We start from the raw sequence: 26393 nt of genomic DNA on the forward strand, positions 1-26393 counted from the left end.
GGAATCCTGCGCAATTCCGTTAGTTTTCCTTAACTCGCGGCAAACAGGGGCGCCCGCATGTCTGACACCGCGCTGCTGCGCGAGATTCTGGATGCTCAGCTTGAAACCGTCTGCCGCTTCCGCGCCGACGGCACGATCCTGTTCGTCAACCGCGCCTATGCGGCAACGCTCGGTCATGAACCGCATGAATTGACCGGCCGCAGCCTGTGGGATTTCGTGACAGGCGAGGACCAGGACCATGTCCGCGCGATGCTCCGCCATCTCAGCCCGGCGCAGCCTGAACTGACCATCGAGAACCGGTTCGAGACGGCCGGTGGCACGCGCTGGATGTTGTGGCGCAACCATGCCCTCGCGTTTGACGATAGCGGTGCCTGGTCCGTGGCGCAGTCCACCGGCATCGACATTACCGAACGCAAGCAGCTGGAAGAACAGCTCGAACTGCTGGTCAACGAGCTGAATCATCGGGTCAAGAACACGCTGATGGTGGTGCAGGCGATGGCGCACCAGACATTTCGCGGGGTCGCAGTCGCCGATGGCAGGGTTGGCATCTTCAATGACCGTCTGGCCGCACTGTCCGGCGCGCACGATGCGCTGAGTCGCACCAACTGGTCCGGCGCACTGCTGAGGGACATTGTCCGGCAGGGGCTGCTGATTTGTGGCGCTGACGACATGCGGCTGGAGATCGACGGCCCCGATGTGGTCATGCCCGCCAGCGCAACGGTGTCGCTCGTGATGGTTCTGCACGAACTGGCGACGAACGCCATCAAGTATGGCGCGCTCTCGGGGCTTGCCGGCAAGGTCACGGTCCGGTGGAAACTGCTGGACGGCGGGATGGTGGCCATCGAATGGATCGAACGTGGCGGCCCGGTGGTCGAACAGCCGCGTCGCAAAGGGTTCGGATCGCGCCTGCTGACCGAGGCCGTGCCGCGGCAGCTTGGTGGCCAGGTCCAAGTGGATTACGACAAGGAGGGCCTGCGCTGCCTTATGACAGTGCCGCAGGACCGAGCAAATGACGGGACGACGCAATGATCGAAGGCAAGCGCATACTCGTCGTCGAGGACGAGTTCATCGTTGCGGCCATGCTGTGCGATACGCTCGAGGACCACGGCGCTCAGCCCTTGGGGCCAGTGGGCCGGGCCAGCGATGGTCTAGAGATGATTGCAGCTGGCGGCATAGACGCTGCCGTGCTCGACTGGAACCTCGCGGGCGAGTCAGGCGCTCCGCTTGCCGAGGCGCTCTCGGCCCAAGGTATCCCCTTTGTCATTGCAACCGGGTACGGATCGGTGGAACCGCCGTTTGAAGATCGCCCGATCCTCGGCAAACCTTATGTCTCTGCCCACCTGATCGAGAAGCTGACTGGCCTCTTCCCGGTCTGATGGGCCGGAGCGGCAGCGAACCGCTCCGGCAACATGCCTCAGTCCTTCTTCGCTTCGGCAACCGATTCGTTGTGAAGGCTGGCTTCGGCTTCGGCTGCTTCCTGCTTGGTCTTTGCAGCTGCCTTGTCGGCCATCTCGTCGGTCTTGGCTGCAGCATCGTCGACCGCCGCCGCAGCCTTGTCGCCCAGTTCGTCGGTGGCGGCGGCAGCCTTGTCTGCTGCGTTGGCAACATCGTTGCCGGCGGATTCAGCAGTCGTTTCCGCAGCGTCCTGGGTCTTTTCCGAGCAGGCGGAAAGGGTCAGGGCGGTGGCTGCGGCGGCAGCGAGGATGGTGAACTTGCGCATGTGGTGGAATACTCCCCTTGATGTGTCGCACCCGCAAAGCGGGTTGAAGGGGCAACGCCCGAGTACGCTTTAGTATCCCGTCGCAGAAAAAGGGCGCAGCAACCGAAGTTGCCGCGCCCCCTTTGCAAAGCACCTTGAAGGTGATCGGGTCAGCCGGTGACGTTGGCCGAAACCATGCAGTACAGCATCGGCAGCGACAGCAGCAGGTTGGTGCGGCTGGCGGCAAGGGCGCGCGGCGCGGCGGCAGCCTTTTCCTCAGCCGAAGCCTCGACGATGCCGAGGATCTTCTTCTGCGCCGGCCAGATGATGAACCAGACGTTGAAGGCCATGATCAGCGCCATCCACATGCCGAGGCCGATCAGCGAGACCTTGCCGGGTACGGAGAAGGTCATCGCTTCGTGGGCGTAACCGTCAACCGTTGCGATCACCAGACCGGTGACAACCGTCAGCAGGGCGGCATAGCGGAAGAAGAAGAACACCTTCGGCGCGATGTGCCCGGTGATTGCGCCCTTCTGCTCGGCCGGGATCTTCGGCATGGTCGGCACCTGCACGAAGTTCAGATAGTAGAGCAGGCCGATCCACAGCACGCCGAAGAAGACATGCAGCCAGCGGAAAACGGCGCTGGTCGTGACTTCGAGGCCGTAGTCCGGGTTGGCGCCATAGCCCACCATCACCGCAATGGCAGCGACGAGACCGACAACGAGAACAAGATGAAGATTGCCAAAGAACTTGGCCATGAGATTTCCCCCTATGTGCAACCGTCATATGGCAGGGGCACGACCATGCCCCCACGGTTGCGGCGCATATTAGGCAGCGTGACGCAAAAGTCACATGAAAATAGGGGTGGGCTCGGGACGCGCCGAGCGGCCGCTGGCGTCAATCGTGCGGCGGGTTCTGTTCGACCTCGGTCTGCTCCTCCACGGCCAGCCCGTGCTTCATCAGCATCGGAATCTGCGCGAAGGTGAACAGGAACGACAGCGTCGTCACGCCCCAGAGCTTTGCCTGAAGCCAGCCATCGAAGGTCAGGACGTGGCGCAGCACCTCGTTCAGCCCGGCCAGAAACAGGAAGAAGAACGCCCAGTTGCGCGACAGCTTGAGCCACCCTTGGTCGTTGAGCCCATCAAAGGCAGCCTCGAGCAGGTAGCGCAGCATCGGCTTGCCTTTGGCGAGGCCTGCGAACAGGACAAGGGCGAAGAGCAGGTAGATCGCGGTCGGCTTGACCTGGATCCAGAAAGGATCGCCCAGCAGCACCGTCAATGTCCCGAAGCCGACAATCAGCACCGTGGAGAGCCAGAGCATCGGAGAGATGCGCCCCAGGCGCAACTTCGACACGATCAGCGCGACGACGGTCGCGATCATGAAGGCGATCGTGCCCTTGGTGACGGCGACGACCGATCCGAATGCGGCGTCCGCATCCTGCGGGGTGTAGTGGCGATAGGCGAGGAAGAACACCAGCAGCGGGCCATAGTCGACCGCAAGGTTGACCCACGAGGACTTCTGCTTCTTCTGCGGCTCGCTCACCGGAACACTCCTGCGATGACCTTGGCGACCAGATCCGGGTCGAAGGGGCGCAGATCATCGATCTTTTCGCCAACGCCGATGGCATGGATCGGCAGGCCGTACTGTTCGGCGGCTGCCACCAGCACGCCGCCGCGCGCGGTGCCGTCCAGCTTGGTCATGATGAGGCCGGTCACGCCTGCCACTTCCTTGAAGATCTCGATCTGCTGCAGCGCATTCTGCCCGTTGGTGGCATCGAGCACCAGCACCACGTCATGCGGGGCTTCGGGATTGAGGCGACCGAGCACGCGGCGGACCTTGGCCAGCTCGTCCATCAGCTCGCGCTTGTTCTGCAGGCGTCCGGCGGTGTCGACAATCAGCGTGTCGATGCCGGTATCCGTCGCCGCCTTGACCGCGTCAAACACGATCGAGGCCGGATCGCCGCCCTCGGGGCCGGTGACGATCGGCACGCCGAGGCGATCGGCCCAGACCTTGAGTTGGCCGATTGCGGCGGCGCGGAAGGTATCGCCCGCAGCCAGCATCACCCCGTAGTCCTGCTCCTGGAACAGGTGTGCCAGCTTGGCGATGGTCGTGGTCTTGCCCGAGCCGTTGACGCCGATCACGAGAATGACCTGAGGGCGCGGAAAGGCCACGATTTCGAGTGGCTTGGCCACCGGGCGCAGGATCGCGGCAATCTCTTCGGCCACTGCTTCCTTGAGGCCCTGCTCGTCGACGCCGTTTTCGAAGCGGGCACCCTTCAGCCTCTCGCGGATGCGGGCGGCGGCACGCGGGCCGAGGTCCGACAGGATCAGCGCATCTTCGATATCATCGAGCTGTGCGTCGCTCAGACGGCTGCTGCCGACGATACCGCCGAGGTTCTCGGCAAGGCGCTCGGACGTCTTGCGGAATCCGCCGAGGATGCGGTCGGACCAGCTGGAGCTGGCGGCTTCGGCACTCATTCCAGTATTCCTTCAACAATCTTGGTCGGCGTTACCGTGACAAGGCTTCCGACGGGAGTGCCTTCCGGAACGCGGTAGGTCGCAAAGTGTCCCGCATGGCCGGTTCCGTCGCGCTCGGCAAGGACTTGCGCAGGGGTGCCGAGCAGTGATTGCAGCCAAATGCTCCGCTGCGTGGCCACTTCGGTCCGCACTTCCGCCGCGCGTTCCTTGACGAGCATCGGATCGACTTGGGGCATCCTCGCCGCGGGTGTGCCGGGGCGGGGGGAGTAAGGGAAGACGTGGCCGTGGACGACCGCACATTCGCGCACGATCGAGACGTTGTCGGCGTGCATCTCGGGCGTCTCAGTCGGGAAACCGGCGATCAGATCGGCACCGATGGCGATGTCGGGCCGCGCGGTCTTCATCCGGTTCACCAGCTCGACAGCGTCCCGCCGCGAGTGCCGCCGCTTCATCCGCTTGAGCACCATGTCGTTGCCCGACTGCAGCGAGAGATGGACATGCGGCATTACCCGCGGCTCCTGCGTGATCAGTTCGAACAACAGCGGGTCGATCTCCACGCCATCGAGCGAGGACAGGCGCAGGCGGGGCAGGGCGGGGAAGGCGCGGAGGATCGCGGCGACGAGATCTCCGAGGCTTGGCGCGCCCGGCAGGTCTGCTCCCCATGAAGTTACGTCGACGCCCGTCAGCACGACTTCGTTGACGCTTTCATGCCGCGCGATGGTTTCGATCACGTCTGCGGTTTCAAGCGAAACGCTGGTTCCCCGGCCTTGCGGGATGATGCAGAAAGTGCACGCGTGATCGCAGCCGTTCTGCACCGGCACGAAGGCGCGGGTGTGCTTGCCTTTCAACGCTCGCGCCGGGGGGACGGGGGTTTTTGTCCAGACCTCGGGCTTCAGCTTTTCCGCATTCGGCACCACCGCATCCACCTCGGCCATTGCGGCAAAGGCGTTCTGCTCGATTGTTGCCGCACAGCCCGTAACCACAAGCCGCGCCTCGGGATTTTCCCGGCGCAGCCTGCGCACGGCGCGTCGTGATTGGCGCACGGCTTCAGCCGTAACGGCGCAGGAATTGACCACAACGGTCGGCGGGCCATCGGCGAGAAACCCGCTGATCGCCTCGCTTTCGGCAATGTTGAGGCGGCAGCCGAGGGAGACGACCTGTCCGCTCATGCGGGGAAATCGGCGTCCTCGAACGAGCCTTCGAAGCTAAGCGCGGCAGGGCCGGTCATCTTGATCGAGCCGCCTTCGGGCCAGGCGATGGTAAGGGGGCCGCCGGGCAGGTCGACGCGGACGTTGCGACCGGTCAGCTTGCGGCGCATCGCGGCGACGGCGGTAGCACAGGCGCCGGTGCCGCAAGCGCGGGTCAGACCGGCGCCGCGCTCCCACACGCGCAGCTTGAGGTGGTCAGGGCCGACCACGCTGGCCACATTGACGTTCACGCGCTCGGGAAAAACTGCATCGTTTTCAATGATCGGACCCAGTCTTTCGAGCTCTACCGCATCGGCATCGGGCACGAAAAACACCGCGTGGGGATTGCCGACATTGACGCCGAGGGGATTTTCCAACTCTTCCCAGCCAAGCGGCAACTCCAGGGTATCCATGGCATAACTCAGGGGTATCTCCTGCCAGCCAAAGCGGGGCAGGCCCATGTCCACGGTGACGCCATCCTGGCCGGCCTCGGAGCGGATCAGGCCACCCAGCGTCTCGATCGAATTCGTCCCGCCGAGGAGAAGTCCAACAGCCCGGCTGGCGTTGCCGCAAGCCTCGACCTCGCCGCCATCGTTGTTGAAGATGCGCATCCGCACGTCGGCGACAGCCGAGGGTTCGAGCACGATCAACTGGTCGCACCCCACCCCGGTGCGGCGGTCCGCCAGCGCGGCGGCGCGGCGCGTGGTCATGGCGACCGGCGTCTCGCGCGCGTCGATCACCACGAAATCGTTGCCGAGGCCATGCATCTTGCGGAAGGGAATGCGCATGGCGCGCGACTTAGGGATTGCCGCGCGCTCTGGCAATCTTTTCGGGCGTTTCGGGCGTTTCGGGCGCTTCAGGCCGTGGCTGAGCGGGGCAATTCGACCGGCTCAGCGGCCGGAGCAACCGGAGCCCTGGGCAGCAGGTTGCTGTTGGCCAACATGGCACGCACCGACTCCGCGTCTTCGGGCTGGCCGTAGAGATAGCCCTGGCCCTTGAACGAGCCGTACTTGCCTAATTCGTCGAGCACTTCGGGGCTTTCGATGCCCTCGGCGGTGATCGGCAGGTCCATGCCCTTGCCGAGCGAGGAAATCGCCTCGATGATCGTGCCGCTGTCCTTGCTCTTGCCGAGCGTCGAGACAAAGAAGCGGTCGATCTTGATCTGGTCGAACGGCAGTGTGCGCAGCTGGGCGAGCGACGAATAGCCGGTGCCGAAATCGTCGAGGCTGATGCGGATGCCCTGGTTCTTCAGGCTGGTGATAAGGGTGCGGACCACGCCGATGTTCTCGTGCAGGCAGGTCTCGGTGATCTCGATGTCGAGACGGTGCGGCGGGAAGTTCGCTTCCACCAGCAGCTTCAGAAGCTTTTGGGCAAACCACGGATCGCGCAGCTGCAGCGGCGAGATATTGACCGAGAGTGTCAGGCGCGGATCCCAGTCGCGGGCATCGCGAAGGGCTTGTCTGATCAGGCTTTCCGAAAGTTCGGAGATCAGGCCGATTTCCTCGGCGATGGGAATGAACAGTTCGGGGCTGAGCAGGCCGTGCCGGGGGCTTTTCCAGCGGGCGAGCATTTCAAACCCGGTCAGCTTGCCGGTGTCGAGATCGACCTGCTTTTCGTAGTACGGCACGAATTCGCCGCGCGGAATGCCTTCGCGAATGCCGCGTTCGAGTTCGCTCCGAAAGCGCAGTTCGCTTTCCATGTTCTGCTCGAACCAGAAGTAGCGATTCCGCCCCGCTTTCTTGGCCTGGTACATGGCAAGGTCGGCACGGTGCAGCAGCAGTTCTGCCAGAGCGGCGGCGTCACCCGTATCGCTCGGCACGGTGTTGGCGAGACCGATCGAGGCGGTGACTTCAAGGACCAGCCCGTCGATTTCCAGCGGACGCGCGACCGAATCATTGAGGCGCATCATCAGGCGGTCGATCGCTTCGACATGATCGGGATCGTAGATCGCGGCAAAGGCGAACTCGTCGCCGCCAAGACGCGCCATGATCGACCGATCGGGCAGAAGCGCGCGAATGCGCTGGGCCGTCTGCAGCAGAACGGCATCCCCGGCCTGATGGCCGTGGGCATCGTTCGAGCGCTTGAAGTTGTCGAGATCCATCATCATGGCGACGACTTCGTGGCCGGTGGCGCGTGCGGTGCAGATCATCTCCTGCAGGGCAGGGCCGATGCTGCGCCGGTTGAGGCAGCCGGTCAGCGGGTCGGTATGGGCAAGCTTGTGCGCCATTTCCTCGGCCACGCGGCGCTGCCCGACCTCGCGGGTGAGATCGACATATCGGCGCCATCCAAACAGGAGCAGGGCAATGTTGAGGATCAGCGCAGTTCCGAGCATCGGATCCTGCGGGCGGACGCCGGTCATCAGCGAACGCACGAAATCGTGAAGGACGGACGAGCCGTTTGCCACGAACAGGAGGACAGCGGCGATGATGATGCCGAGGCCGACAACGTCGTGCTCGCCGCGCCGTCCCGCCTCAGGAACGGCTTCCTCGGGTGCTTCGAAACTGATCGGCGTTGTCGCCATACCCCCGCCTTCGCCCCTGCTTTTGCCCTTGCGATCCCGCATGCAGCCAAGTGCCCGGATCAGGAGGTAAGGTAACGTCCTGAAGTTTTGGTTAAGATTGCGGTATTCGCCGGGATGACCCGCGGTCCGAAGCGATAGCCCCGGCCCAAGTTGCTTGCCTTGGCGGCAAAGCGGGGCTAAGGGGCGGGCCTGCAAGCGCCATGGCGTCTTGCGGATTCGACAACGGCCCCTGTTCAGGATGCCACACGCTGGTCGGCGAGGTTTCGCCCACCGGCGTTTTTCGCGTTACGCGAAAGTGGTTCCCGATCAAGGGCATGATGATGGGAATTGCGCGTGTTCGACAGTCTTTCAGACCGGCTTGGAGGCGTCTTCGATCGCCTGCGCGGCCGCGGCGCGCTGCGTGAGGAAGACGTCCTTGCCGCCATGCGCGAAGTGCGCATCGCGCTGCTCGAGGCTGACGTTGCGCTTCCTGTCGTCCGCCGCTTTGTCGATCAGGTTTCGGAGCAGGCCGTCGGCCAGTCGGTCCTGAAGTCGGTCACGCCCGGCCAGCAAGTCGTCAAGATCGTCAACGATGCGCTGGTCGAAATGCTTGGCGGCGGCACCGCCGAACTCGATCTGAACGCCGCACCGCCGGTCGTGATCATGATGGTCGGCCTGCAGGGCTCGGGCAAGACCACCAGCACTGCCAAGATCGGCAAGCTGCTGAAGGAAAAGCAGGGCAAGAAGGTCCTGATGGCCTCGCTGGACGTCAACCGTCCGGCGGCGCAGGAACAGCTTCGCGTTCTGGGCGAGCAGGCGGGCGTTGCCACGCTGCCGATTATTCAGGGCCAGCAGCCGGTCGACATCGCCACCCGCGCGGTGAATGCGGCCAAGCTGCAGGCGGTGGACGTGCTGCTGCTCGACACCGCGGGCCGTCTCCACGTCGATCAGGCGCTGATGGACGAGATGAAGGCGGTTGCCGCCGTCTCGGTGCCAAAGGAAACGCTGCTCGTCGTCGACTCGCTGACCGGTCAGGACGCAGTCAACGTCGCGCAGTCGTTCTCGGGCGAGGTCGACCTTACCGGCGTGATCCTCACCCGCATGGACGGCGATGCGCGCGGTGGTGCGGCGCTTTCGATGCGTGCGGTTACCGGCAAGCCGATCAAGTTTGCCGCAACCGGCGAAAAGCTCGATGCGATCGAGCCGTTCCACCCGGAGCGCGTTGCTGGCCGCATCCTCGGCATGGGCGACATCGTCTCCATCGTCGAGAAGGCGGCGGCGACGATCCAGGCGGAAGACGCCGAAAAGCTCGCCCAGCGCATGGCCAAGGGTCAGTTCGACATGAACGACCTGCGCACCCAGCTGCGGCAGATGCAGAACATGGGTGGCCTTGGCGTGCTGGCGGGCATGATGCCGGGCATGAAGAAGGCCAAGGCAGCGATGGCGCAGTCTGGCATGGACGACAAGGTGCTGCTGCGCATGGACGCGATCATCGGTTCGATGACGCCGAAGGAGCGCGAGAAGCCCGAACTGCTCAACGCCAAGCGCAAGATCCGTGTGGCCAAGGGTTCCGGCACGCAGGTGCAGGACGTCAACAAGCTTCTGAAGATGCACCAGGAAATGGCCAAGGCCATGAAACAGATCAAGAAGATGGGCGGCATCAAGGGCCTGGGCGCGCTGTTCGGCAAGGGTGGCCTTGGCGCCGCGATGCCGGGGCTGGACCAGCAGATGGGGGCCGGTGGGCTTGGTGGTCTTGGGGGCGGTCTGGGCGGCGGCGGCCTGCCCGGTCTTGGTTCGGGCGGCTTGCCGGGCAATCTCGGCGACCTGCTCAAGAAGAAGTGATTTCGCGTTTTTCCGTTTTTCCAGTTTGATTGAAAGGTAATCCAGATGTCCGTTTCTATGCGTCTCTCGCGCGGTGGTTCGAAGAAGCGCCCGTACTACAAGATCGTCGTTTCCAACAGCCGCGCCCCGCGTGACGGCAAGTACCTCGAGCAGGTTGGCACCTACAACCCGCTGCTCGCCAAAGACGACGAGAACCGCGTGCGTCTGGTCGAAGACCGCGTGCGTTACTGGATCGGCGTTGGCGCCCAGCCGACCGACCGCGTTGCCCGCATGCTCGACAAGGCCGGGATCAAGGAGCGCAAGCCCACCAACAACCCGCAGGCTGGCGTGCCCGGCAAGAAGGCGCAGGAGCGCGCCGAGGAAAAGGCCGAGAAGGCCCGTGAAGCTGCTGAAGCCGCTGCTGCCGCATCGGCTGCTCCGGCCGAGGAAGCTCCGGCTGCCGAAGCTGCTGCTGAAGAGCAGACGGAAGCCTGATCTTGCGCGACCAGCCCGTCACGCTCGCCGCCATCACCGGCGCGCATGGAGTGGCGGGCGAGGTCCGCTTGAAGCTGTTCGGTGAAGGCGTGGTGGCGCTGAAGCGCTACCGCGCCTTCAACGATTCTGCGTTGACCGTGGTGAAGATCAAGGACGACGGCAAGGGCGGGGCAATTGCCCGCTTTGCCGAAGTGCCCGATCGCACGGCGGCGGAGAAGTTGCGGGGCACGGCACTGACCGTGCGGCGCTCCGAGATGCCCGTCCTGCCCGAGGGCGAGTACTACCATGCCGACCTGATCGGCCTGCCTGCGGTTTCGACCGAGGGCGAGGCGCTGGGCGAATGCATTGCGGTCGAGAACTTCGGTGCCGGCGACGTGATCGAGATCCGCAAGCCCGACGGCAAGAAGTTCATGGTGCCGATGAAGGCGCAAGCCGTTCCGGAATGGACTGACGAGCGGATTGTGATTGAGGCTGGTTGGGCCGAGTAGTATATACATCGCGTATATACGGAGGCCGTGATGGGCGTCGAGCATACTGCAAAGAGCTTCAAGTCCGGAAACTCGGTTGCGATCCGCATTCCGGCGGCATTGGGTGTGGAGCCTGATCGCGAGTGGATCGTCGAGGAAAAGGACGGCGATCTTGTGCTTCGGCCAAAGCCGAAGGCCAAGCGCAAGTTCAATATCGAGAAGGTGCGTGGCTGTGCCATTGGCTCGGGGTTGAAGCGCATCGAACCGGAAGACCGGGTGTTCGAGTATCGTCCGCTGCCTTGGGAAAATCCAGAATGGCGGGCCAAGCACATGCCTGACGAATGAAGTACCTTCTTGATAGCAATGCCCTGATCGCAATTGGCCTGGATGCTGACGAGCGGATCATCTCGCGCGCCGGGCAGTGCGACGAGGGCGACATCGTGACGTCCGCAATCGTCTTTGCAGAAGTGCTCCACGGGTCTGAGCGCGGCAAGCCTCCCCCGCTTGCCGTTCTGGCCTTGCTGGCTGAAGAAATTCCGGTGCTTCCGTTTGATGACAAGGCCGCCAAAGTCTATGCCAAGGTGCCGTTCAAGCTGGCTAGCTATGACCGCCTGATCGCCGCGCATGCACTGTCGCACGGGTTGATCGTGGTGACGGACAACGAGGCGGACTTCCGGGATGTGCCGGGGTTGGTGGTTGAGAACTGGACGGTTTGATGATTTCCGTTTTCTCGATTGCCTTCATTGGGCTGATGTTTCTTGCAGCAGTAGCGACGCGATTCTTTTTAAGTAGGCGCAGGCCCATGCTCGTTCGAACCGTCTGGGTGCTGCTGGCGGTCTTACCGCTACCTGGATTTGCCTGGTGGATGACTTTCAACAGTCCGGGGTCAGGCTGGGGATTTGCCTTGATCGCCATGTTCCTCACTATTGCGCTTGGATTGGGGATAATTGGCGGCCTGATTTGGTATGCTGTCTCTGCTAGGGCACCGCGATGACCTTCGCCGCCACAGTCCTCACCCTTTACCCTGAGATGTTCCCCGGCCCACTGGGCGTCAGCCTTGCAGGGCGTGCGTTGCGCGAAGGGACGTGGGCGATGGATGCGGTGCAGATCCGGGACTTTGCCATCGACAAGCACAAGACCGTGGACGACACGCCGGCCGGTGGCGGGGCGGGGATGGTGTTGCGGGTGGATGTGTTGGCCAAGGCGATTGATCATGCGCGTAGTAAGGACCTCCCCGGAACGGGGAGGGGGACCGCTGCCGAAGGCAGTGGTGGAGGGGTCGGTGATGACGCGATACCCCTCCACCATCCTGCGGATGGTCCCCCTCCCCGTTGTTCCGGGGAGGTTTTACGGCCGGTGATTGCAATGACGCCTCGGGGCAAGCCGCTGACGCAAGCCCGCGTGCGGGAACTGGCGGCAGGCCCCGGCGTGATCCTCGTCTGCGGACGTTTCGAGGGATTTGACGAGCGGATTTTCGAGGGCCGCAACGTCGAGGAAGTCTCGGTCGGCGACATCGTTCTGTCGGGCGGGGAATGCGCCGCGCTGATGCTGCTCGACGCTTGCATTCGGCTGCTTCCCGGCGTAATGGGCGCGGCTTCTAGCGGGCATGAGGAGTCGTTCGAGAACGGCCTCCTTGAATACCCGCACTACACCCGACCTGCTGAGTGGGAAGGGCGCACGATCCCTGAAGTGCTGCGATCGGGGGATCATGCGAAGATCGCGGCTTGGCGCAAGTCACAGTCCGAGATCGATACACGGTTACGCAGGCCGGACCTTTGGGAGCGCCACATCGGCGTTCGGGTCCAGTCTGCCTCTGGCGCGCAGCGTGAAGTGCAGGACGATTGAAAATGAACCTGATTCAGCAGCTTGAAGCTGAAGCCATCGCCGAATTCAAGGCGAAGAAGGAAATTCCGGACTTCCGCGCTGGCGACACCGTCCGCGTCGGCGTGCGCGTCGTCGAAGGCGAGCGTACCCGCGTCCAGGCCTACGAAGGCGTGTGCATCGCGCGCTCGAACCGTGGCCTCGGCTCGAACTTCACCGTTCGCAAGATTTCGTTCGGCGAAGGCGTGGAGCGCGTGTTCCCGCTCTACTCGCCCAACATCGATTCGATTACCGTGGTGCGCCGTGGTGTCGTGCGTCGTGCGAAGCTCTACTACCTTCGCGGCCGCACCGGCAAATCGGCGCGTATTGCCGAGCGTAAGGTCACCAAGGCCTGAGCAACGCCGTAGCACGGTTAACGTGTTGAGAAAGGCGTCCTGGCTCAAGGCCAGGGCGCCTTTTCTGCTTTCAAGCGCAACCATTTCGGGCCACTTAGGCGCATCGCAAACATGCCCCGGCGGCAAGCCGGGCCAGAGGATACCGAAAACCCATGCGTCATTTCCGCCTGCTCGCCGCCTGCGCGCTTTCCGCCTTTGTCGCCGCGCCTGCGCTTGCCCAACAGGGATCACCGATGACTGCCACAGCGCCTGCCGAAGCCAAGAGCCTGACGTTCGAGCGCGTTTTCGCCAGCCCGAGCCTCAATGGCCCGGCGCCGCGCGCAGTGAAGCTGTCGCCCGATGGCCGCTACCTGACGCTGCTGCGCAACCGCGCCGACGACCGTGAGCGCTACGACCTGTGGGGCTTCGACCGCCAGACCGGCGAATGGAAGATGCTGTTGGATTCGCTCAAGCTCTCCTCCGGTCGCCAGTTGAGCGAGGCCGAGAAGATGCAGCGCGAGCGCCAGCGCATCGGCGATCTCAAGGGCATCGTTTCCTACGAGTGGAGCGCGGACAGCAAGTCGGTGCTGGTGCCGGTGGACGGTGATCTGCTGCTGGCCGGTCTCGATGGTTCGGTGCGCAAGGTTGAGGGCACCAAGGGCGGCGAACTGACGCCCAAGCTGGGGCCCAAGGGCGAGCACATCGCCTTCGTGCGTGACCGCCGCCTGTGGGCAGGGCCGGTGACCGGCGCTGCGGCGCAAGCGATCACGCCGGAGGAGACTAACGCCGAGGTCCACTGGGGTGAGGCCGAGTTCGTCGCGCAGGAGGAAATGAACCGCTTCAACGGCTTCTGGTGGTCGCCAGACGAGAGCCGTATCGCGGTCGAGCGGTTTGACGAGAGCATGGTCGGCGTGGTGACGCGTGCGGCGATCGGTGCGGAAGGCACCAAGACCTTCGACCAGCGCTATCCTGCGGCGGGGACGCCGAATGCCGAAGTCTCGCTCTACGTGATGGGGCCGGACGGTTCGAACCGCGTGCAGGTGGATCTTGGCGCGAACAAGGATATCTACCTCGCCCGCGTCGACTGGGCGCCCGATGGCAAGACGCTTTACGTCCAGCGCATGAACCGCGAGCAGACCGTGCTCGACATGCTCAAGGTCGATCCGATGACCGGCAAGTCGAGCGTGCTGTTCAGCGAGAAGGCAGCGGACAAGCACTGGATCGATCTGTCGGACAGCTATCGCTTCCTTTCGGACGGCAGCTTGGTGTGGTGGTCACAGCGCGACGGGTTCGGGCATCTCTACCGCTTCAGCAAGGGCAAGTGGAGCCAGCTTACCAAGGGTGAGTGGGTCGTCACCGGCCTTGTCGGCGTCGACGAGAAGGGTGGCAAGCTCTACCTCACCGGCACCAAGGACGACGTGCTGGCGCAACAGGTCTACGCGATGGACCTCAAGGCACCGGGCAAGCTGACGCGGCTGACCGAGCTGGGCTGGGTCAACGGTGCGGGAATGGACAAGAGCGGGCAGACGCTGATGATCACGCGTTCGTCCGATGCGCAGCCAGCGCAATCCTATATCGCCGACACCACCGGCAAGCGGCTGGCGTGGATCGAGGAGAACAAGGTTGCGGGGGCGCACCCCTATGCGCCTTACCTTGCCAGCCATCGCCCGGCGCAGTTCGGGACGATCCCGGCCGCCGATGGCACGCCGCTGCATTACATGATGATCACCCCGCCGCTGGAGCCTGGTAAGAAGTACCCGGTGTTCACCTACCACTATGGCGGGCCGACCGCGCAGGTGGTGAGCAAGGGCTTCCAGGGCGCGCTGGCGCAGGCCATCGTTGACAAGGGCTACATCTACTTCGCGATCGACAATCGCGGGTCGGAGAACCGCGGCGTGAAATTCGCCTCTGCGCTGCATCATGCGATGGGTTCGGTCGAGGTCGAGGACCAGCTGGCAGGCGCCAATTGGCTCAAGAAGCAGAGCTTTGTCGATGCCGACAAGATCAGCACCTTCGGCTGGTCCTATGGCGGCTATATGTCGATCAAGATGCTCGAAGCCAATCCGGGCGCGTACGCAGCAGGCATCGCCGTGGCGCCGGTGACCAAGTGGCAGATGTACGACACGACCTATACCGAGCGTTACCTCGGCGATCCGGGCAAGCTGCCTGAGGTCTACGAGAAGTCGAACGCGCTGGCCGATACCAAGAAGATCAGCGATCCGCTGCTGATCATCCATGGCATGGCCGACGACAACGTGGTGTTCGAGAATGCTTCGGCCATCATCGCCAAGATGCAGGCCGAGGCGGTGCCGTTCGAGATGATGCTCTACCCCGGCTACACCCACCGCATCAGCGGGCCGAAGGTGAGCCAGCACTTGTACGAGACGATTTTCCGCTTCCTTGACCGTAATGGCGCGGGGAGTGGCAAGTAGCCTCACTTCATGGGCCTAAAGCCCAAAACACTTGGCTGGTCGGAACCAGCCGCTAGGGACAGGCCCGTCCGCTGTTGAAGGGCGGGCCGCAGGAAGGGAATGGAAATGGGTTACCGGGTTGTAGTGGTCGGTGCGACGGGGAATGTGGGCCGCGAGATGCTCAACATTCTGGCCGAGCGCGAGTTTCCCTGCGACGAGATCGCGGCACTGGCATCGTCGCGCTCGCAGGGCACCGAGATCGAGTTCGGCGAGACCGGCAAGATGCTCAAAGTCCAGAACGTCGACAACTTCGATTTCACCGGCTGGGACATTGCCCTGTTTGCAGCGGGTTCGGGCCCGACCCAGATCCATGCGCCGCGCGCCGCATCGCAGGGTTGCGTGGTGATCGACAACTCGTCGCTCTATCGCATGGACCCGGACGTGCCGCTGATCGTGCCCGAAGTGAACCCGGACGCCATCGACGGCTACACCGCGAAGAACATCATCGCCAACCCGAACTGCTCGACCGCGCAGATGGTCGTGGCCCTGAAGCCCCTCCATGACGCGGCCAAGATCAAGCGTGTCGTCGTCTCGACCTACCAGTCGGTTTCGGGCGCAGGCAAGGAAGGCATGGACGAGTTGTTCGAGCAGAGCCGCGCGATCTTCGTCGGCGATCCGGTCGAGCCCAAGAAGTTCACCAAGCAGATCGCCTTCAACGTGATCCCGCACATCGACGTCTTCCTTGACGATGGTTCGACCAAGGAAGAGTGGAAGATGGTCGCCGAGACCAAGAAGATCCTCGATCCCAAGGTCAAGGTCACGGCCACCTGCGTGCGCGTGCCGGTGTTCATCGGTCACTCGGAATCGCTCAACATCGAGTTCGAAAACGAGATCTCGGCCGAAAAAGCCCAGAACATCCTGCGCGAGGCGCCAGGCGTGATGCTGATCGACAAGCGCGAGAACGGCGGATACGTGACGCCCGTCGAATGCGTCGGCGATTTCGCCACCTTCGTATCGCGCGTCCGCGAGGATTCGACCATCGACAACGGCCTGAACATCTGGTGCGTTTCGGACAACCTGCGCAAGGGCGCGGCACTGAACGCGGTGCAGATCGCCGAGCTGCTCGGCCGTCGCCACCTCAAGAAGGGCTGATCGCCCGATGACGGCAGTCACCACCGAGTTCTTCCCAGGCTTTGGCGGAGCGCAACTCGCGCTGCACCGCTTGGGGCAGGGGAGTCCGGTGGTGCTGCTGCATGGCCTGTTTTCCTCGGCCGAGGTCAACTGGATCAAGTTCGGCACGGCGGCGAAGCTGGCCGAGGCTGGCTTCGAATGCCTGATGCCGGACTTGCGCGTACACGGGCAGAGCGCTGCGCCACATGATCCTGCGGCGTACCCGCAGGACGTGCTGGTGCGCGATCTGGAGGCACTGGTCGCGCATCTTGGGCTTGGCGACTTCGATCTGGTCGGCTTCTCGCTCGGTTCGCGGACGGCAGCACGCGGGGTGATTGCCGGGCTGCGTCCGCGCAAGCTGGTGCTTTCGGGCATGGGTCTTGAAGGACTTGCCGGCTGGGCGCGGCGGCAGGACTTCTTTCTCGACGTGATCGATCGCTTCGGCACGATCAGGCGCGATGATCCGGCGTATTTCTCGCAGCAGTTCCTCAAGACCATGGGCGTCGATCGCGTGGCGGCGCGGCTGCTGCTCGGTACCATGGCCGATACCGATCCGGCGCAGCTATCGGCTGTTTCGATGCCGTGCCAGGTGCTCTGCGGCGATCAGGACAACGACAACGGATCGGCCGAGCGACTGGCCGAAGTCCTGCCCGATGCAACGCTGACTTTCATTCCGGGCACGCACATGAGTTGCGTCACGCGGCCTGAAATGGGCGAGCGGCTGGCCGAGTTCCTCGGCTGAAACAGCCAGAAAAAAGGTTGGCCGAGGCCTCTTGCCGAGGCCGGTCAATAATGGCAGCTTCCTTCTCATAAACGAACGGGCCGGCAAGAGCCCTTTTCGGGATTGAGGATTGGGATGATCTGGAAGAGCCTGCTCGCGGCCGCTGCCGTGAGCGTTCTTGCCCCTTCGGCGGCACAGGCAGCCACCAGCACGGTAAGCGCAGTCAGGCCGGAAGGCGTGGCAGAGGCGCTCAAGAACCTCGGATATACCGCCGAATTGGCCAAGGACGGCAATGGCGATCCGCTGATCAACACCGAGATCGGTGGCTGGCAGGCGGCGCTGCTGTTCTACGAATGCAACGAGAAGACCCACGACGGGTGCCAGTCGTTGCAGTTCGTCGCCAACTTCACGCCGGAGAAGAAGTTCACCGCTGAAGATGCGGTGCGCTTCAACCGCAACACGCGCTTTGCCTCGGTATCGCTGGGCAAGGACGATGCGGTCATGATGACCTGGGACATGGTGACCGGCAAGGGCATCGACTTCGAGGTCTTCTCCAACTCGGTCGACATGTTCCGCAGCGCGATGGACAACCTCGGGGCGGAAGTCTTCAAGTAATCAGGACCCTGCTCCGGCCACCCCGGAGCGAAGGGACGCAACCTCGGCAATCCGCGAGCAAGGCTAGTTGCTCCGGATTGCCTTTTCTTTTGCGGCTTATGTGCTTCGCAAACGCTGTCCCAAAATCTTCGTCATTGCGAGCGGAGCGAAGCAATCCAGAGCGCCTTTGCACCAACTCTGGATTGCTTCGTCGACTGCGTCTCCTCGCAATGACGAAAGTGTGTTTGTAACGGCTAACAGCCTGTCCTGACCCTAGCGGAACGGCGGCTCGTTGAACGCGCGCAGCTTGCGGCTGTGGAGGCGGGGGCCTTCCTTGCGCAGCAGGTCGCAGGCGGTGGTGCCGATGGCGAGGTGGGCGGCGATGGCTTCCTCGTAGAAGCGGTTGGCCTGGCCGGGCAGCTTGATCTCGCCGTGCAGGGGCTTGTCGGAGACGCAGAGCAGCGTTCCGTAGGGAACACGGAAGCGATAGCCCTGTGCGGCGATCGTCGCGCTTTCCATGTCGATGCCGACCGCGCGGCTGAGCGAGAGGCGGCGGGCCGAATGGGTGTAGCGCAGTTCCCAGTTGCGATCGTCGGTGGTCACGATCGTGCCGGTGCGCATGCGCTTCTTGAGATCGGTGCCGCCTTCGCCGGAGACAAGCTCGGCGGCCTTCTGCAGCGCGACCTGGACCTCGGCAATGGCCGGGACCGGTATCTCGGGCGGCAGGACGGGGTCGAGCACGTGATCGTCGCGCAGGTAGGCATGGGCGAGGACGTAGTCGCCGATCTTCTGGGTGGGCCTGAGGCCGCCGCAGTGGCCGATCATCAGCCATGCTTCGGGGCGCAGCACGGCGAGGTGATCGCAGATCGTCTTGGCGTTGGATGGGCCCACGCCGATGTTGACAAGCGTGATGCCCGATTTGTCCGGCGCGACGAGGTGGTAGGCCGGCATCTGGTGACGGCGCCACGCTGTGTCGGAAAGGCGCGTGCGGGCATTGTCTGTCCGGGCATCGAGACTGAGGCCACCGGCGCCGGTAAGGGCAACGTAATTCTCGCGATCGATCTGCTGCGCGGCCCAGTCGACGAATTCGTCGACATAGCGGTGATAGTTGGTGAACAGGATGTAGCGCTGGAAATCGTCAATCTGCGTGCCGGTGTAGTGGGCGAGGCGGGCAAGGCTGAAGTCTGTGCGCAGGCCATCGAACAGCGATAGCGGCAGCGGCCCGTCACCCACCGCGTAGTCGGCGTCGGCGATTTCGTCGCCGATGTGGGCGAGGTCGGTTGCGGGGAAGTGCTGGGCCAGTTCCTGAGGGCTGATGCGACCGATCTGCGCGCCGTAGGCTCCGTCGAGCACGTAAGGGAACGGGATCTCCTGGCGCGAGGGCCTGACCGAGACTTCGACCGCAAAGCCCTCGCGGATCAGGTCGATCTGCTCCTTCAGGTATTCGTCGAACAGGGCGGGGCGCGTGACCGTGCAGGAGTAGTCGCCCCGCTGGGTCAGGCGTCCGAACGCCCGGCCGGTCGATTCATGGCTCGGCTCGGCATCGAGGCGGACGTGCAGTTCGGGATAGCAGTAGCTGCCGTCGGTCCGTCGTTCGGGCGGGGGCAGCGTGCCATGGTTGGCATAGGCGGCAATGTCGGCGCGGAGGGTGGCGACTGCCCGATCATAGTATTGCGAGAGCCGGGCGAGGATAGTTTCCGTTGTTTCCATCGCCCGACGTCTAGCGCGGGTGCGTGTCGCTGCAAAGACATCGCTGTTAGACGGAGACTTGCAACGACCGGCCAATCGACTGATAACGCTGTCATAACAGTGGGAGAGCATCCTTATGCGCATCGGTATGACTTCGCTTGCAGTTCTGGCGCTGATGGCGGGGGGAGAGGCGTTTGCCCAGAACACCACCGCTGCGGTGGCTCCGGTGATCGACGTGCACATGCATGCGATGGCGGATGCGCCCTGGGCGACGCCGGTCTGCCCCAACCAGGCGAGATTCGAGGCATCCGATCCGAAGAACGGGCCGGAAGCGCCGTTCGGGTGGTCGAAGGAGGAATGCTCGCCCAAGCTCTATCCGGCACCCAAGGGCGAATACATGAAGGCGGTGCTGGCCGAGATGGAGCGGCTCAATGTGCGCGGCGTGGTGTTCGGCGATGTCGATGCAGTGAAGAAGTGGCAGGCGGCGGCGCCGTCACGCGTCATTCCCGGGACGTCCTTCGGTCGCGTGGAGGGTAGCGATCCGGCCAGGCAATTGAAGATGCTCGAGGTCGCGTTCACGCAGGACGGGTTCAAGGTGATGGGCGAGATCGGCCTGCAGTACGAGGGCATCTCGCCCTCGGACATGCGGGTGGATCAGTACTTCGCGCTGGCCGAGAAACTCGACATTCCCGTTGCAATTCATATGGGCACCGGCGGATCGGGCCGCGCAAACATCGGCATGCCGGCTTATCGCGGTTCGATGGGCAACCCGCTGCTGCTTGAGGACCTGCTCGCGCGCCATCCCAAGCTGCGGGTGCAGGTGATGCATGCCGGCTATCCGATGATCGACAACATGCTGACCCTGCTGCAGGCCAACAGCCATGTCTATGTGGACATTGCCGGACTGATCTGGAGCTATCCGCGCAAGGAAGTGAACCGCTACATCGAGCGGCTGGTTGATGCGGGCTTTGGCGACCGGGTCATGTACGGGACGGACCAGCTCGCGTGGCCGGGGCTCATGGCCTATTCGATCGGGCTGATCCAGAACGCCGACTACCTGAGCCCGGAGCAGAAGCGCGACATTCTCTACAACAACGCCGCGCGTTTCCTGCGGCTGGAACCGGCGAAGTAGGCAAAGAAAAAGGGGCGCCCCGAAGGACGCCCCCAATTCTTTTGCCGAAAAGCGATGAAGCTCAGGCTTCGGTCGCTTCCTCGCCGCCTTCCAGCAGCTCGGCCGGGATTTCGCCCGGTTCTGCGTTCGGATCGTAGGCTTCGGTGAAGCCGCCGGTCTCGTTGTCGAACATCGCGTCGATGACGTTGACGCCCTTCGACTGCAGTTCGGCTTCATCGGGCGAACGCGCGACGTTGACCTTGACGTTCACCGAGACTTCCGGGTGCAGCGAGACCTTGACGTCGTAGACGCCGAGGGTCTTGATCGGGCGTTCGAGCACGATCATCGACTTGCTGACCTTGGCGCCCTGTTCGACCAGAGCGTCGGCGATGTCGCGAACCGAGACCGAGCCGTAGAGCTGGCCAGCGTTCGAAGCAGCGCGGATGAGCACGACTTCCTTGCCTTCGACGTTGCCCGATTCCTTCTGGGCGTCGTCGCGGCGGGCGGCGTTTTCGGCTTCGATGCGGGCGCGATTGGCTTCGAAGACCTTGCGGTTGGCTTCGTTGGCGCGCAGGGCCTTCTTGTTGGGAAGAAGGAAGTTGCGGGCGTAGCCGTCCTTCACGGTGACTTCGTCACCGATCGAACCCAGCTTCTCGATGCGCTCGAGCAGGATGATCTGCATGGGTAGCGCTCCTTACTTCACGATGTAGGGCAGGAGGCCGATGTGCCGGGCGCGCTTGATCGCCTGGCTCAGCTCACGCTGCTTCTTCGCCGAAACGGCGGTGATGCGCGACGGGACGATCTTGCCACGCTCGGACATGAAGCCCTGAAGCAGGCGCACGTCCTTGTAGTCGATCTTCGGCGCGTTCTTGCCCGAGAACGGGCAGCTCTTGCGGCGACGGAAAAACGGACGAGCCATGTCTTATTCCCCTTCGCGTTCGCGGCGACGGCTGCGCTCGCGATCGTTCTTGCGCATCATGACCGACGGGCCGGCTTCATGCTCGTCAACGCGGACGGTCATGTAGCGGATCACGTCTTCGTTGATCTGCGTCTGACGCTCGAGCTCGGCGATCACGTCGCCCGAAGCTTCGATGTTCAGCAGCACGAAGTGCGCCTTGCGGTTCTTCTGGATCTTGTAGGCCAGCGAACGGAGGCCCCAGGTCTCGGTCTTGGTGACCTTGCCGTTGTTGCTCTCGACGATTTCGGTGGCGGTGGCTGCGAGCGTATCGACCTGAGCCTGGCTCAGATCCTGGCGCGCGAGAAAGACATGCTCGTAAAGCGGCATGCTTCGTGCTTCCTTATCTAACTAACCGATCGCTGGCTTGTCCGCGGGATTGCGGGGCCCCTCCGGCTTTCTTCGGTTTCACGGGACATCCCGCGAAGGGGCGGCGCATAGCGATTCTGGCGGGGAAAGCAAGCCGGAACTTCGGCGCCGGTGGCTTGCCAAGCGCTGATGACTTGCCTTTAATCGGACCCTTAAGGGAGATGCGGATGCTGGTCAAAGTCGAACGTCACGATGCTGTGGCAGTGGTTACACTCAATCGTCCGGAGGCGATGAATGCCTTGTCCTCGGCGCTGCGCATCGAACTGGCGGAGGTTATGCGTGACGTTGACGCGGACAATAGCGTGCGGGCTGTCGTGTTGACCGGCGCTGGAGAGCGGGCCTTTACGGCCGGACTCGATCTCAAGGAGCTTGGCGCGGATGCTTCGAAGCTGGGCGATGCCAACGCCGGGGAGGCGGAGCGCAATCCGGTGAAAGCCGTGGAGCAGTGCCGCAAGCCAGTGATCGGGGCGATCAACGGGGTGGCGATCACCGGCGGGTTCGAACTGGCGCTGGCGTGTGACGTGCTGATCGCCAGCGAGAACGCCCGCTTCGCCGATACCCATGCCCGCGTCGGGATCATGCCTGGCTGGGGCCTTTCGCAGAAGCTTTCGCGCATGATCGGCATTTCGCGGGCCAAGGAACTGTCCCTGACAGGCAACTTCATCGGGGCCGAGCAGGCCTGCATGTGGGGGCTGGTCAACCGCGTGGTTCCGGCGGCAGACCTCCTGCCCACCTGCATCGCGCTGGCGCAGGACATGGCGAGCATCGAGCCGCGCATGGCAACGGCATACAAGAAGCTGATCGATGACGGCTATGGCTTGCCTTTCGGCGAGGCGCTGGCGCTTGAGGGGCAGGTTTCGCGAGCCATGAACGGCAAGGTCGAGGCGGGCGAAGTCGAGGCGCGCCGTCGGGCGGTGATGGAGCGCGGCCGCTCGCAGGGGTGATTGCGCCGAAAAGCTTATGCTGAACGCGTAGAGCCGATCTGCGTGCTCGTGCTGGCGGCTTGCTTCCTTGGCGCACCGCAGAACAGGATCGAGGTTAAATTGTTGGTGCGGACGGCAAGGTAGCTGAGCACCGCCAGCAACAGGACTGCGCCCGCGCTCAGCAGCCACTGCGCTTCGGGCGGAATAGACAATTCCCGCGCTTGCGGCAGGACGATCATCGCCCAGACGAGGTGGAAGAGGTAGATCGCCAGCGCCCCGTCGACAAAGAAGGTCACGACCTTGCTGGGACCGCGCACGGCCCATGCCAGCAGCCGGAACAATGCTAGCGACATGAGATAGGCCAGCGGCAGTTCGAGCGCGCGCAGCGTCAGCGTCCCGGCAAGGTCAGGGTAGATGTCCTTGCCCAGTGCCGGGCGGATCAAGGGATCCAGCGGAATGTAAGGCACGAGCAGGAGGATCATGCCGGGGACGATCCAGCGGTTGCGCAGCGCGAAGATGCGTTCGCCCAACTGGCCATGCCACGCCAGCACGCCGAGGGCGAACCCTGCGGCGTGGAAGACGAACTGCTGCCACAGCAAGGTCTCGCTCGGCGCGTTCGGGATGGGCGGGACCTGCTCGGCAAGGTATCGGATCAGGCCCCACAGGGCGAGCAACGCGAGCAGCACCAGACTCCCCCGGCCCTCCAGCAGCATCGCCTGCTGAAGGGCGGGACCGGGGCGCAGGCGCTGCACCGGTATGGCAGCATAGGTCATGCAGAAGCCGAGCAGGACAACCAGAAACCACAGGTGATCGAGCGCCAGCGGCAGGCCGAGAAATGTCGGCGATGCCTTGTGCAGAAGCAGGTCCTGCAATGCAAACTGCAGCGCCCCCAGCGTGGCGAGGCTTGCGATGAACGGCAGGCCCAGGCGCCTGAGGCGTTCGGTCAGCCAGGCCTGCGTGCCTTTGCGTTCGCGGATCATTCCCGCAAAGTACCCGGCCAGCATGAAGAAGGCGAACATGCGGAAGACATGGGTCAGCGAGGCCCATCCGCCGATCAGCAGCGATTGCTGGAAGTCGGTTGCAGCAGGCTCGCTTTCGAAGATCGCCTTGGTTGCCACGTGGAACGGCAGGCCAAGCAGCAGCAGCAGGGCGCGGGCCGCGTCGAGATGGTGCAGGCGTTTGGCGGGCGAGGGCATCGCCGAGCTCTAGCGGCAATGAAGCGATCAGGCGAGATGCGCTTTTTCCCTTGATCCGAAACGTCGGGTGACGCGGTGTTAGGGCGAAAGTAACCACCGAGGTTTAGGTCTGGCACATTGAAACAGTTGCAGCCCTTGTCTGGCTGAACGGGAACAATGGCGGTCAAGGGAATCTTCAGGGGGCTGATGAGGCAGGGGAGCGCTCCCCAAGGGGATAGCGCTTCCGTTGCTGCGCCCTATGCCGCCCCTCACGAAGCAAGCGTTGATCCCGGCTTGCGCCTGTCGCTTCTCGAAAGCTTCGAGCAGACCGGGCTGGGCTGGTTCTGGTCTACCGACAGCGAGGGGCGGCTGAGCTACATCAGCCAGACGGTGCTTGAAGATGCCGCCAGTTTTCTCGGGCGCCCGTTCGTTACAGTAGTCGAGACCGATGGTAGTGCAGAAGTCGGGCAATCGGCGCGCTCGCTCGGCTTCCAGCTTTCCGCCCGCAGCCGGATTGCCGACGTGGTTGTGCGCTTCGCTGTTCGCAGGGACGACCCCCGCTGGTGGTCGCTTTCCGGCCAGCCCCGCCATACTCCGGAAGGCGTTTTCGAAGGCTACACCGGCTTTGCCCGCGACGTGACGCGCGAATACACGCGCCAGCGCGAGGACGAACGCGCCGCTGAGTTCGATTCCCTGACCGGCCTTTACAACCGCCATCGCATGACCCGGCGGCTGGATTCGGTGCTTTCGGCATACCGCGCCTCTGGCCGGTGCTGCAGCTTGCTGATGCTCGATCTCGACAGGTTCAAGCACGTCAACGACACCATGGGCCATCCCGCCGGGGACGAACTGCTGCGGCAGGTGGCCGAGCGGCTTCGCAAGGTTGTCGGCGATCGCGGTGACATCGGTCGACTTGGAGGTGACGAGTTTCAGGTCATCCTGCCGGATGTCGAGGATCGTGGCAAGCTGGGCGAGCTGACGTCCCGGTTGATCCAGATGATCTCGCAACCCTATGCAATAGAAGGCAAGCGTGCGGTGATCGGCACTTCGGTCGGCATAGCGGTGGCGCCGCACGATGGCGAGGATCGTGACGCGCTGGTCGCCTCGGCGGACCTTGCTCTCTATGCCGCAAAAAATGGCGGGCGCGGCCAGTTCCGGTTCTTTTCGGCCGAATTGAAGGACGAGGCGCAGGAGCGCACGATCCTGACCGGCGACTTGCGCGAGGCGCTGGGGCGCGGGGAGCTGGAACTCCATTACCAGCCTGTGGTTCGCATCGCCGACAACTATGTCGTCGGTTTCGAAGCACTCATGCGCTGGAACCATCCGGAGCGGGGTGCCATCGCGCCATCGGTGTTCATCCCGATTGCCGAGGAGAGCAACCTGATCGTCCCGCTGGGCGATTGGGCCTTGAAGCAGGCCTGCTCCGACGCAGCGAACTGGCCGGACAACGTGCGGCTATCGGTCAACGTCTCGGCGGTGCAGTTCGGCGTGGCCGGGTTCGTCAACTCGGTTGCCTCGGCGCTGGCGACGAGCGGGATCGATCCGGAACGCCTCGAACTCGAACTGACCGAGACCGTGTTCATGCGCGACAGCGAGGCGGTCGACGAGACCTTCGGCTCGCTCAAGGGCCTTGGCGTGCGCCTGGCGCTCGACGATTTCGGTACGGGCTATTCCTCGCTCAGCTATCTGCGCTCGGCCCCGTTCGACAAGCTCAAGATCGACCGCAGCTTCGTCGAGACTTGCGCGGCCAAGGACAACAACAGCGCCAAGATCATCTCCGCGGTGATCGGCCTTGCCGACGCGCTGGGGATGGAGACCACCGTCGAGGGTGTCGAGGCGTTCGACCAGCTCGAAGTCGTGAAGAAGCGCGGGGCGAAGCTGGTGCAGGGGCACCTCTTCGCCCGGGCCATGCCGCTTGCCGAAGTCGAGACGCGGCTGGCGAGCGGCGATCTCAAGCTCGAGCCCAATGGGCCGAAGCGGCACCGGCCGGAACGACGCTCGGTGTTCCGGCGCGTAACCGTGATCCACGAGGACCACCGCTACGAGGCGGTGATGCGCGATCTCTCACGCACGGGCGCGCGGATCGACGGGCTGCTTGGCGTTCCTGTAGGCACCAGCCTTGTCGTCGATCTCGGCGGGGGACAACTTGTCGTCTCGATGGTGGTCCGGTCGGAAGAGGCGGTGATCGGGGTGGAATTCGAACAGCCGCTCACCAGCGATGGTGCAGGTGGCCTGTGCACGCGCCATCGCGTGCCGCCTTCGACGCTTGCTGCGGCGGCTGCGGCGGCGGAGCCGAAGGGCAAGCCGCGCTTCATTCAGGTCGCCGTGCCGGGTTCGCGCGACCGGGCCTGAGCGGCACTTTCCCGTTTATGCGCTGTTTGGGACCCTTGCGCTCGTCCCGTCGTTACCGCACATCAGCGTGCCACTGCACCTT

At 63.7% G+C, this 26393-nt stretch carries 29 protein-coding genes; 17 read left to right on the forward strand and 12 right to left on the reverse strand.

The window, feature by feature from the left end:
• Positions 1–57: 57 nt before the first annotated feature.
• Positions 58–1029: a sensor histidine kinase gene (locus I2488_RS16325; RefSeq protein ID WP_196276874.1), complete on the forward strand. Its 972-nt coding sequence runs from the start codon at positions 58–60 to the stop codon at positions 1027–1029.
• A complete protein-coding gene (locus I2488_RS16330) occupies positions 1026–1376 on the forward strand; it encodes a response regulator (RefSeq protein ID WP_196276875.1) in 351 nt (116 codons plus the stop codon). The genes I2488_RS16325 and I2488_RS16330 overlap by 4 nt, the downstream gene beginning before the upstream one ends.
• Positions 1377–1414: 38 nt before the next feature.
• Here I2488_RS16330 and I2488_RS16335 read toward each other — a convergent pair whose 3' ends face one another.
• The 7 genes from I2488_RS16335 to I2488_RS16365 form a co-directional block, all read right to left on the reverse strand.
• The gene (locus I2488_RS16335; protein WP_196276876.1) at positions 1415–1720 is read right to left on the reverse strand and encodes a hypothetical protein; all 306 of its coding nucleotides are present in this window, start codon (positions 1718–1720) and stop codon (positions 1415–1417) included.
• Positions 1721–1869: 149 nt separating this feature from the next.
• Complete coding sequence (locus tag I2488_RS16340; protein WP_196276877.1) at positions 1870–2457, reverse strand: urate hydroxylase PuuD; 588 nt, start codon at positions 2455–2457, stop codon at positions 1870–1872.
• Positions 2458–2596: 139 nt separating this feature from the next.
• The gene (locus I2488_RS16345) at positions 2597–3241 is read right to left on the reverse strand and encodes a septation protein IspZ (protein WP_196276878.1); all 645 of its coding nucleotides are present in this window, start codon (positions 3239–3241) and stop codon (positions 2597–2599) included.
• A complete protein-coding gene (ftsY, locus tag I2488_RS16350; RefSeq protein WP_196276879.1) occupies positions 3238–4176 on the reverse strand; it encodes a signal recognition particle-docking protein FtsY in 939 nt (312 codons plus the stop codon). Before ftsY ends, I2488_RS16345 begins: the two co-directional genes overlap by 4 nt.
• A complete protein-coding gene (locus I2488_RS16355; protein WP_196276880.1) occupies positions 4173–5345 on the reverse strand; it encodes a MiaB/RimO family radical SAM methylthiotransferase in 1173 nt (390 codons plus the stop codon). Before I2488_RS16355 ends, ftsY begins: the two co-directional genes overlap by 4 nt.
• On the reverse strand, positions 5342–6151 hold the full coding sequence (gene dapF / locus I2488_RS16360) for a diaminopimelate epimerase (protein ID WP_196276881.1): 810 nt from the start codon (positions 6149–6151) through the stop codon (positions 5342–5344). Before dapF ends, I2488_RS16355 begins: the two co-directional genes overlap by 4 nt.
• A gap of 68 nt (positions 6152–6219) precedes the next feature.
• A complete protein-coding gene (locus I2488_RS16365) occupies positions 6220–7884 on the reverse strand; it encodes a putative bifunctional diguanylate cyclase/phosphodiesterase (protein WP_196276882.1) in 1665 nt (554 codons plus the stop codon).
• Positions 7885–8217: 333 nt separating this feature from the next.
• Between I2488_RS16365 and ffh the strand changes: the two genes are divergently transcribed.
• The 12 genes from ffh (at position 8218) to I2488_RS16425 (ending at position 17758) form a co-directional block, all read left to right on the forward strand.
• Positions 8218–9705, forward strand: a complete 1488-nt coding sequence (gene ffh, locus I2488_RS16370) for a signal recognition particle protein (RefSeq protein WP_196276883.1) — start codon at positions 8218–8220, stop codon at positions 9703–9705.
• A 45-nt stretch (positions 9706–9750) separates the two neighbouring features.
• Entirely contained in the window at positions 9751–10179 is a 429-nt protein-coding gene (gene rpsP / locus I2488_RS16375; protein ID WP_196276884.1) for a 30S ribosomal protein S16, read from the forward strand.
• A gap of 2 nt (positions 10180–10181) precedes the next feature.
• Complete coding sequence (rimM, locus tag I2488_RS16380; protein WP_196276885.1) at positions 10182–10667, forward strand: ribosome maturation factor RimM; 486 nt, start codon at positions 10182–10184, stop codon at positions 10665–10667.
• 30 nt (positions 10668–10697) lie between these two features.
• Entirely contained in the window at positions 10698–10991 is a 294-nt protein-coding gene (locus tag I2488_RS16385) for an AbrB/MazE/SpoVT family DNA-binding domain-containing protein (RefSeq protein WP_196276886.1), read from the forward strand.
• The gene (locus I2488_RS16390; protein ID WP_196276887.1) at positions 10988–11362 is read left to right on the forward strand and encodes a type II toxin-antitoxin system VapC family toxin; all 375 of its coding nucleotides are present in this window, start codon (positions 10988–10990) and stop codon (positions 11360–11362) included. Before I2488_RS16385 ends, I2488_RS16390 begins: the two co-directional genes overlap by 4 nt.
• Entirely contained in the window at positions 11362–11640 is a 279-nt protein-coding gene (locus I2488_RS16395; protein WP_196276888.1) for a hypothetical protein, read from the forward strand. Before I2488_RS16390 ends, I2488_RS16395 begins: the two co-directional genes overlap by 1 nt.
• The gene (gene trmD / locus I2488_RS16400; protein WP_196276889.1) at positions 11637–12491 is read left to right on the forward strand and encodes a tRNA (guanosine(37)-N1)-methyltransferase TrmD; all 855 of its coding nucleotides are present in this window, start codon (positions 11637–11639) and stop codon (positions 12489–12491) included. The genes I2488_RS16395 and trmD overlap by 4 nt, the downstream gene beginning before the upstream one ends.
• A gap of 2 nt (positions 12492–12493) precedes the next feature.
• Complete coding sequence (gene rplS / locus I2488_RS16405; protein ID WP_011445066.1) at positions 12494–12862, forward strand: 50S ribosomal protein L19; 369 nt, start codon at positions 12494–12496, stop codon at positions 12860–12862.
• Between the two features lie 152 nt (positions 12863–13014).
• Positions 13015–15273: a S9 family peptidase gene (locus I2488_RS16410; RefSeq protein ID WP_196276890.1), complete on the forward strand. Its 2259-nt coding sequence runs from the start codon at positions 13015–13017 to the stop codon at positions 15271–15273.
• 105 nt (positions 15274–15378) lie between these two features.
• Positions 15379–16404 carry an aspartate-semialdehyde dehydrogenase gene (locus I2488_RS16415; protein WP_196276891.1) on the forward strand — a complete coding sequence of 342 codons (1026 nt, stop codon included), beginning with the start codon at positions 15379–15381 and terminating at the stop codon, positions 16402–16404.
• A 7-nt stretch (positions 16405–16411) separates the two neighbouring features.
• On the forward strand, positions 16412–17164 hold the full coding sequence (locus tag I2488_RS16420) for an alpha/beta fold hydrolase (protein WP_196276892.1): 753 nt from the start codon (positions 16412–16414) through the stop codon (positions 17162–17164).
• 147 nt (positions 17165–17311) lie between these two features.
• Positions 17312–17758, forward strand: a complete 447-nt coding sequence (locus tag I2488_RS16425) for a YbjN domain-containing protein (protein WP_343071098.1) — start codon at positions 17312–17314, stop codon at positions 17756–17758.
• Between the two features lie 252 nt (positions 17759–18010).
• Here the strand turns inward: I2488_RS16425 and I2488_RS16430 are convergent, their stop codons facing one another.
• Positions 18011–19669 (reverse strand): AMP nucleosidase, encoded by a 1659-nt coding sequence (locus I2488_RS16430; protein WP_343071099.1) that lies wholly within the window; start codon positions 19667–19669, stop codon positions 18011–18013.
• On the opposite strand from I2488_RS16430, the gene I2488_RS16435 reads away from it, so the two are divergent.
• The gene (locus tag I2488_RS16435) at positions 19575–20558 is read left to right on the forward strand and encodes an amidohydrolase family protein (RefSeq protein ID WP_214652425.1); all 984 of its coding nucleotides are present in this window, start codon (positions 19575–19577) and stop codon (positions 20556–20558) included. The two genes, I2488_RS16430 and I2488_RS16435, sit on opposite strands and share 95 nt — an antisense overlap.
• A 61-nt stretch (positions 20559–20619) precedes the next feature.
• Here I2488_RS16435 and rplI read toward each other — a convergent pair whose 3' ends face one another.
• From rplI to rpsF, 3 genes are read right to left on the reverse strand one after another with little or no spacing between them, the layout of a single operon-like run.
• Positions 20620–21219, reverse strand: a complete 600-nt coding sequence (gene rplI / locus I2488_RS16440) for a 50S ribosomal protein L9 (RefSeq protein WP_196276896.1) — start codon at positions 21217–21219, stop codon at positions 20620–20622.
• Between the two features lie 12 nt (positions 21220–21231).
• The gene (rpsR, locus tag I2488_RS16445) at positions 21232–21456 is read right to left on the reverse strand and encodes a 30S ribosomal protein S18 (RefSeq protein ID WP_011445073.1); all 225 of its coding nucleotides are present in this window, start codon (positions 21454–21456) and stop codon (positions 21232–21234) included.
• A 3-nt stretch (positions 21457–21459) separates the two neighbouring features.
• On the reverse strand, positions 21460–21822 hold the full coding sequence (gene rpsF / locus I2488_RS16450) for a 30S ribosomal protein S6 (RefSeq protein ID WP_084278008.1): 363 nt from the start codon (positions 21820–21822) through the stop codon (positions 21460–21462).
• Between the two features lie 206 nt (positions 21823–22028).
• On the opposite strand from rpsF, the gene I2488_RS16455 reads away from it, so the two are divergent.
• Complete coding sequence (locus I2488_RS16455) at positions 22029–22805, forward strand: enoyl-CoA hydratase (RefSeq protein ID WP_196276897.1); 777 nt, start codon at positions 22029–22031, stop codon at positions 22803–22805.
• Positions 22806–22819: 14 nt separating this feature from the next.
• Here I2488_RS16455 and I2488_RS16460 read toward each other — a convergent pair whose 3' ends face one another.
• A complete protein-coding gene (locus tag I2488_RS16460) occupies positions 22820–23980 on the reverse strand; it encodes an acyltransferase family protein (protein WP_196276898.1) in 1161 nt (386 codons plus the stop codon).
• Positions 23981–24166: 186 nt separating this feature from the next.
• Here I2488_RS16460 and I2488_RS16465 point away from each other — a divergent pair, with 186 nt between their 5' ends.
• The gene (locus tag I2488_RS16465; protein WP_246465725.1) at positions 24167–26311 is read left to right on the forward strand and encodes an EAL domain-containing protein; all 2145 of its coding nucleotides are present in this window, start codon (positions 24167–24169) and stop codon (positions 26309–26311) included.
• The last annotated feature ends 82 nt before the right edge of the window (positions 26312–26393 follow it).

It is taken from the genome of Novosphingobium jiangmenense (genome assembly GCF_015694345.1).
Taxonomy (GTDB): Bacteria; Pseudomonadota; Alphaproteobacteria; order Sphingomonadales; family Sphingomonadaceae; genus Novosphingobium; species Novosphingobium jiangmenense.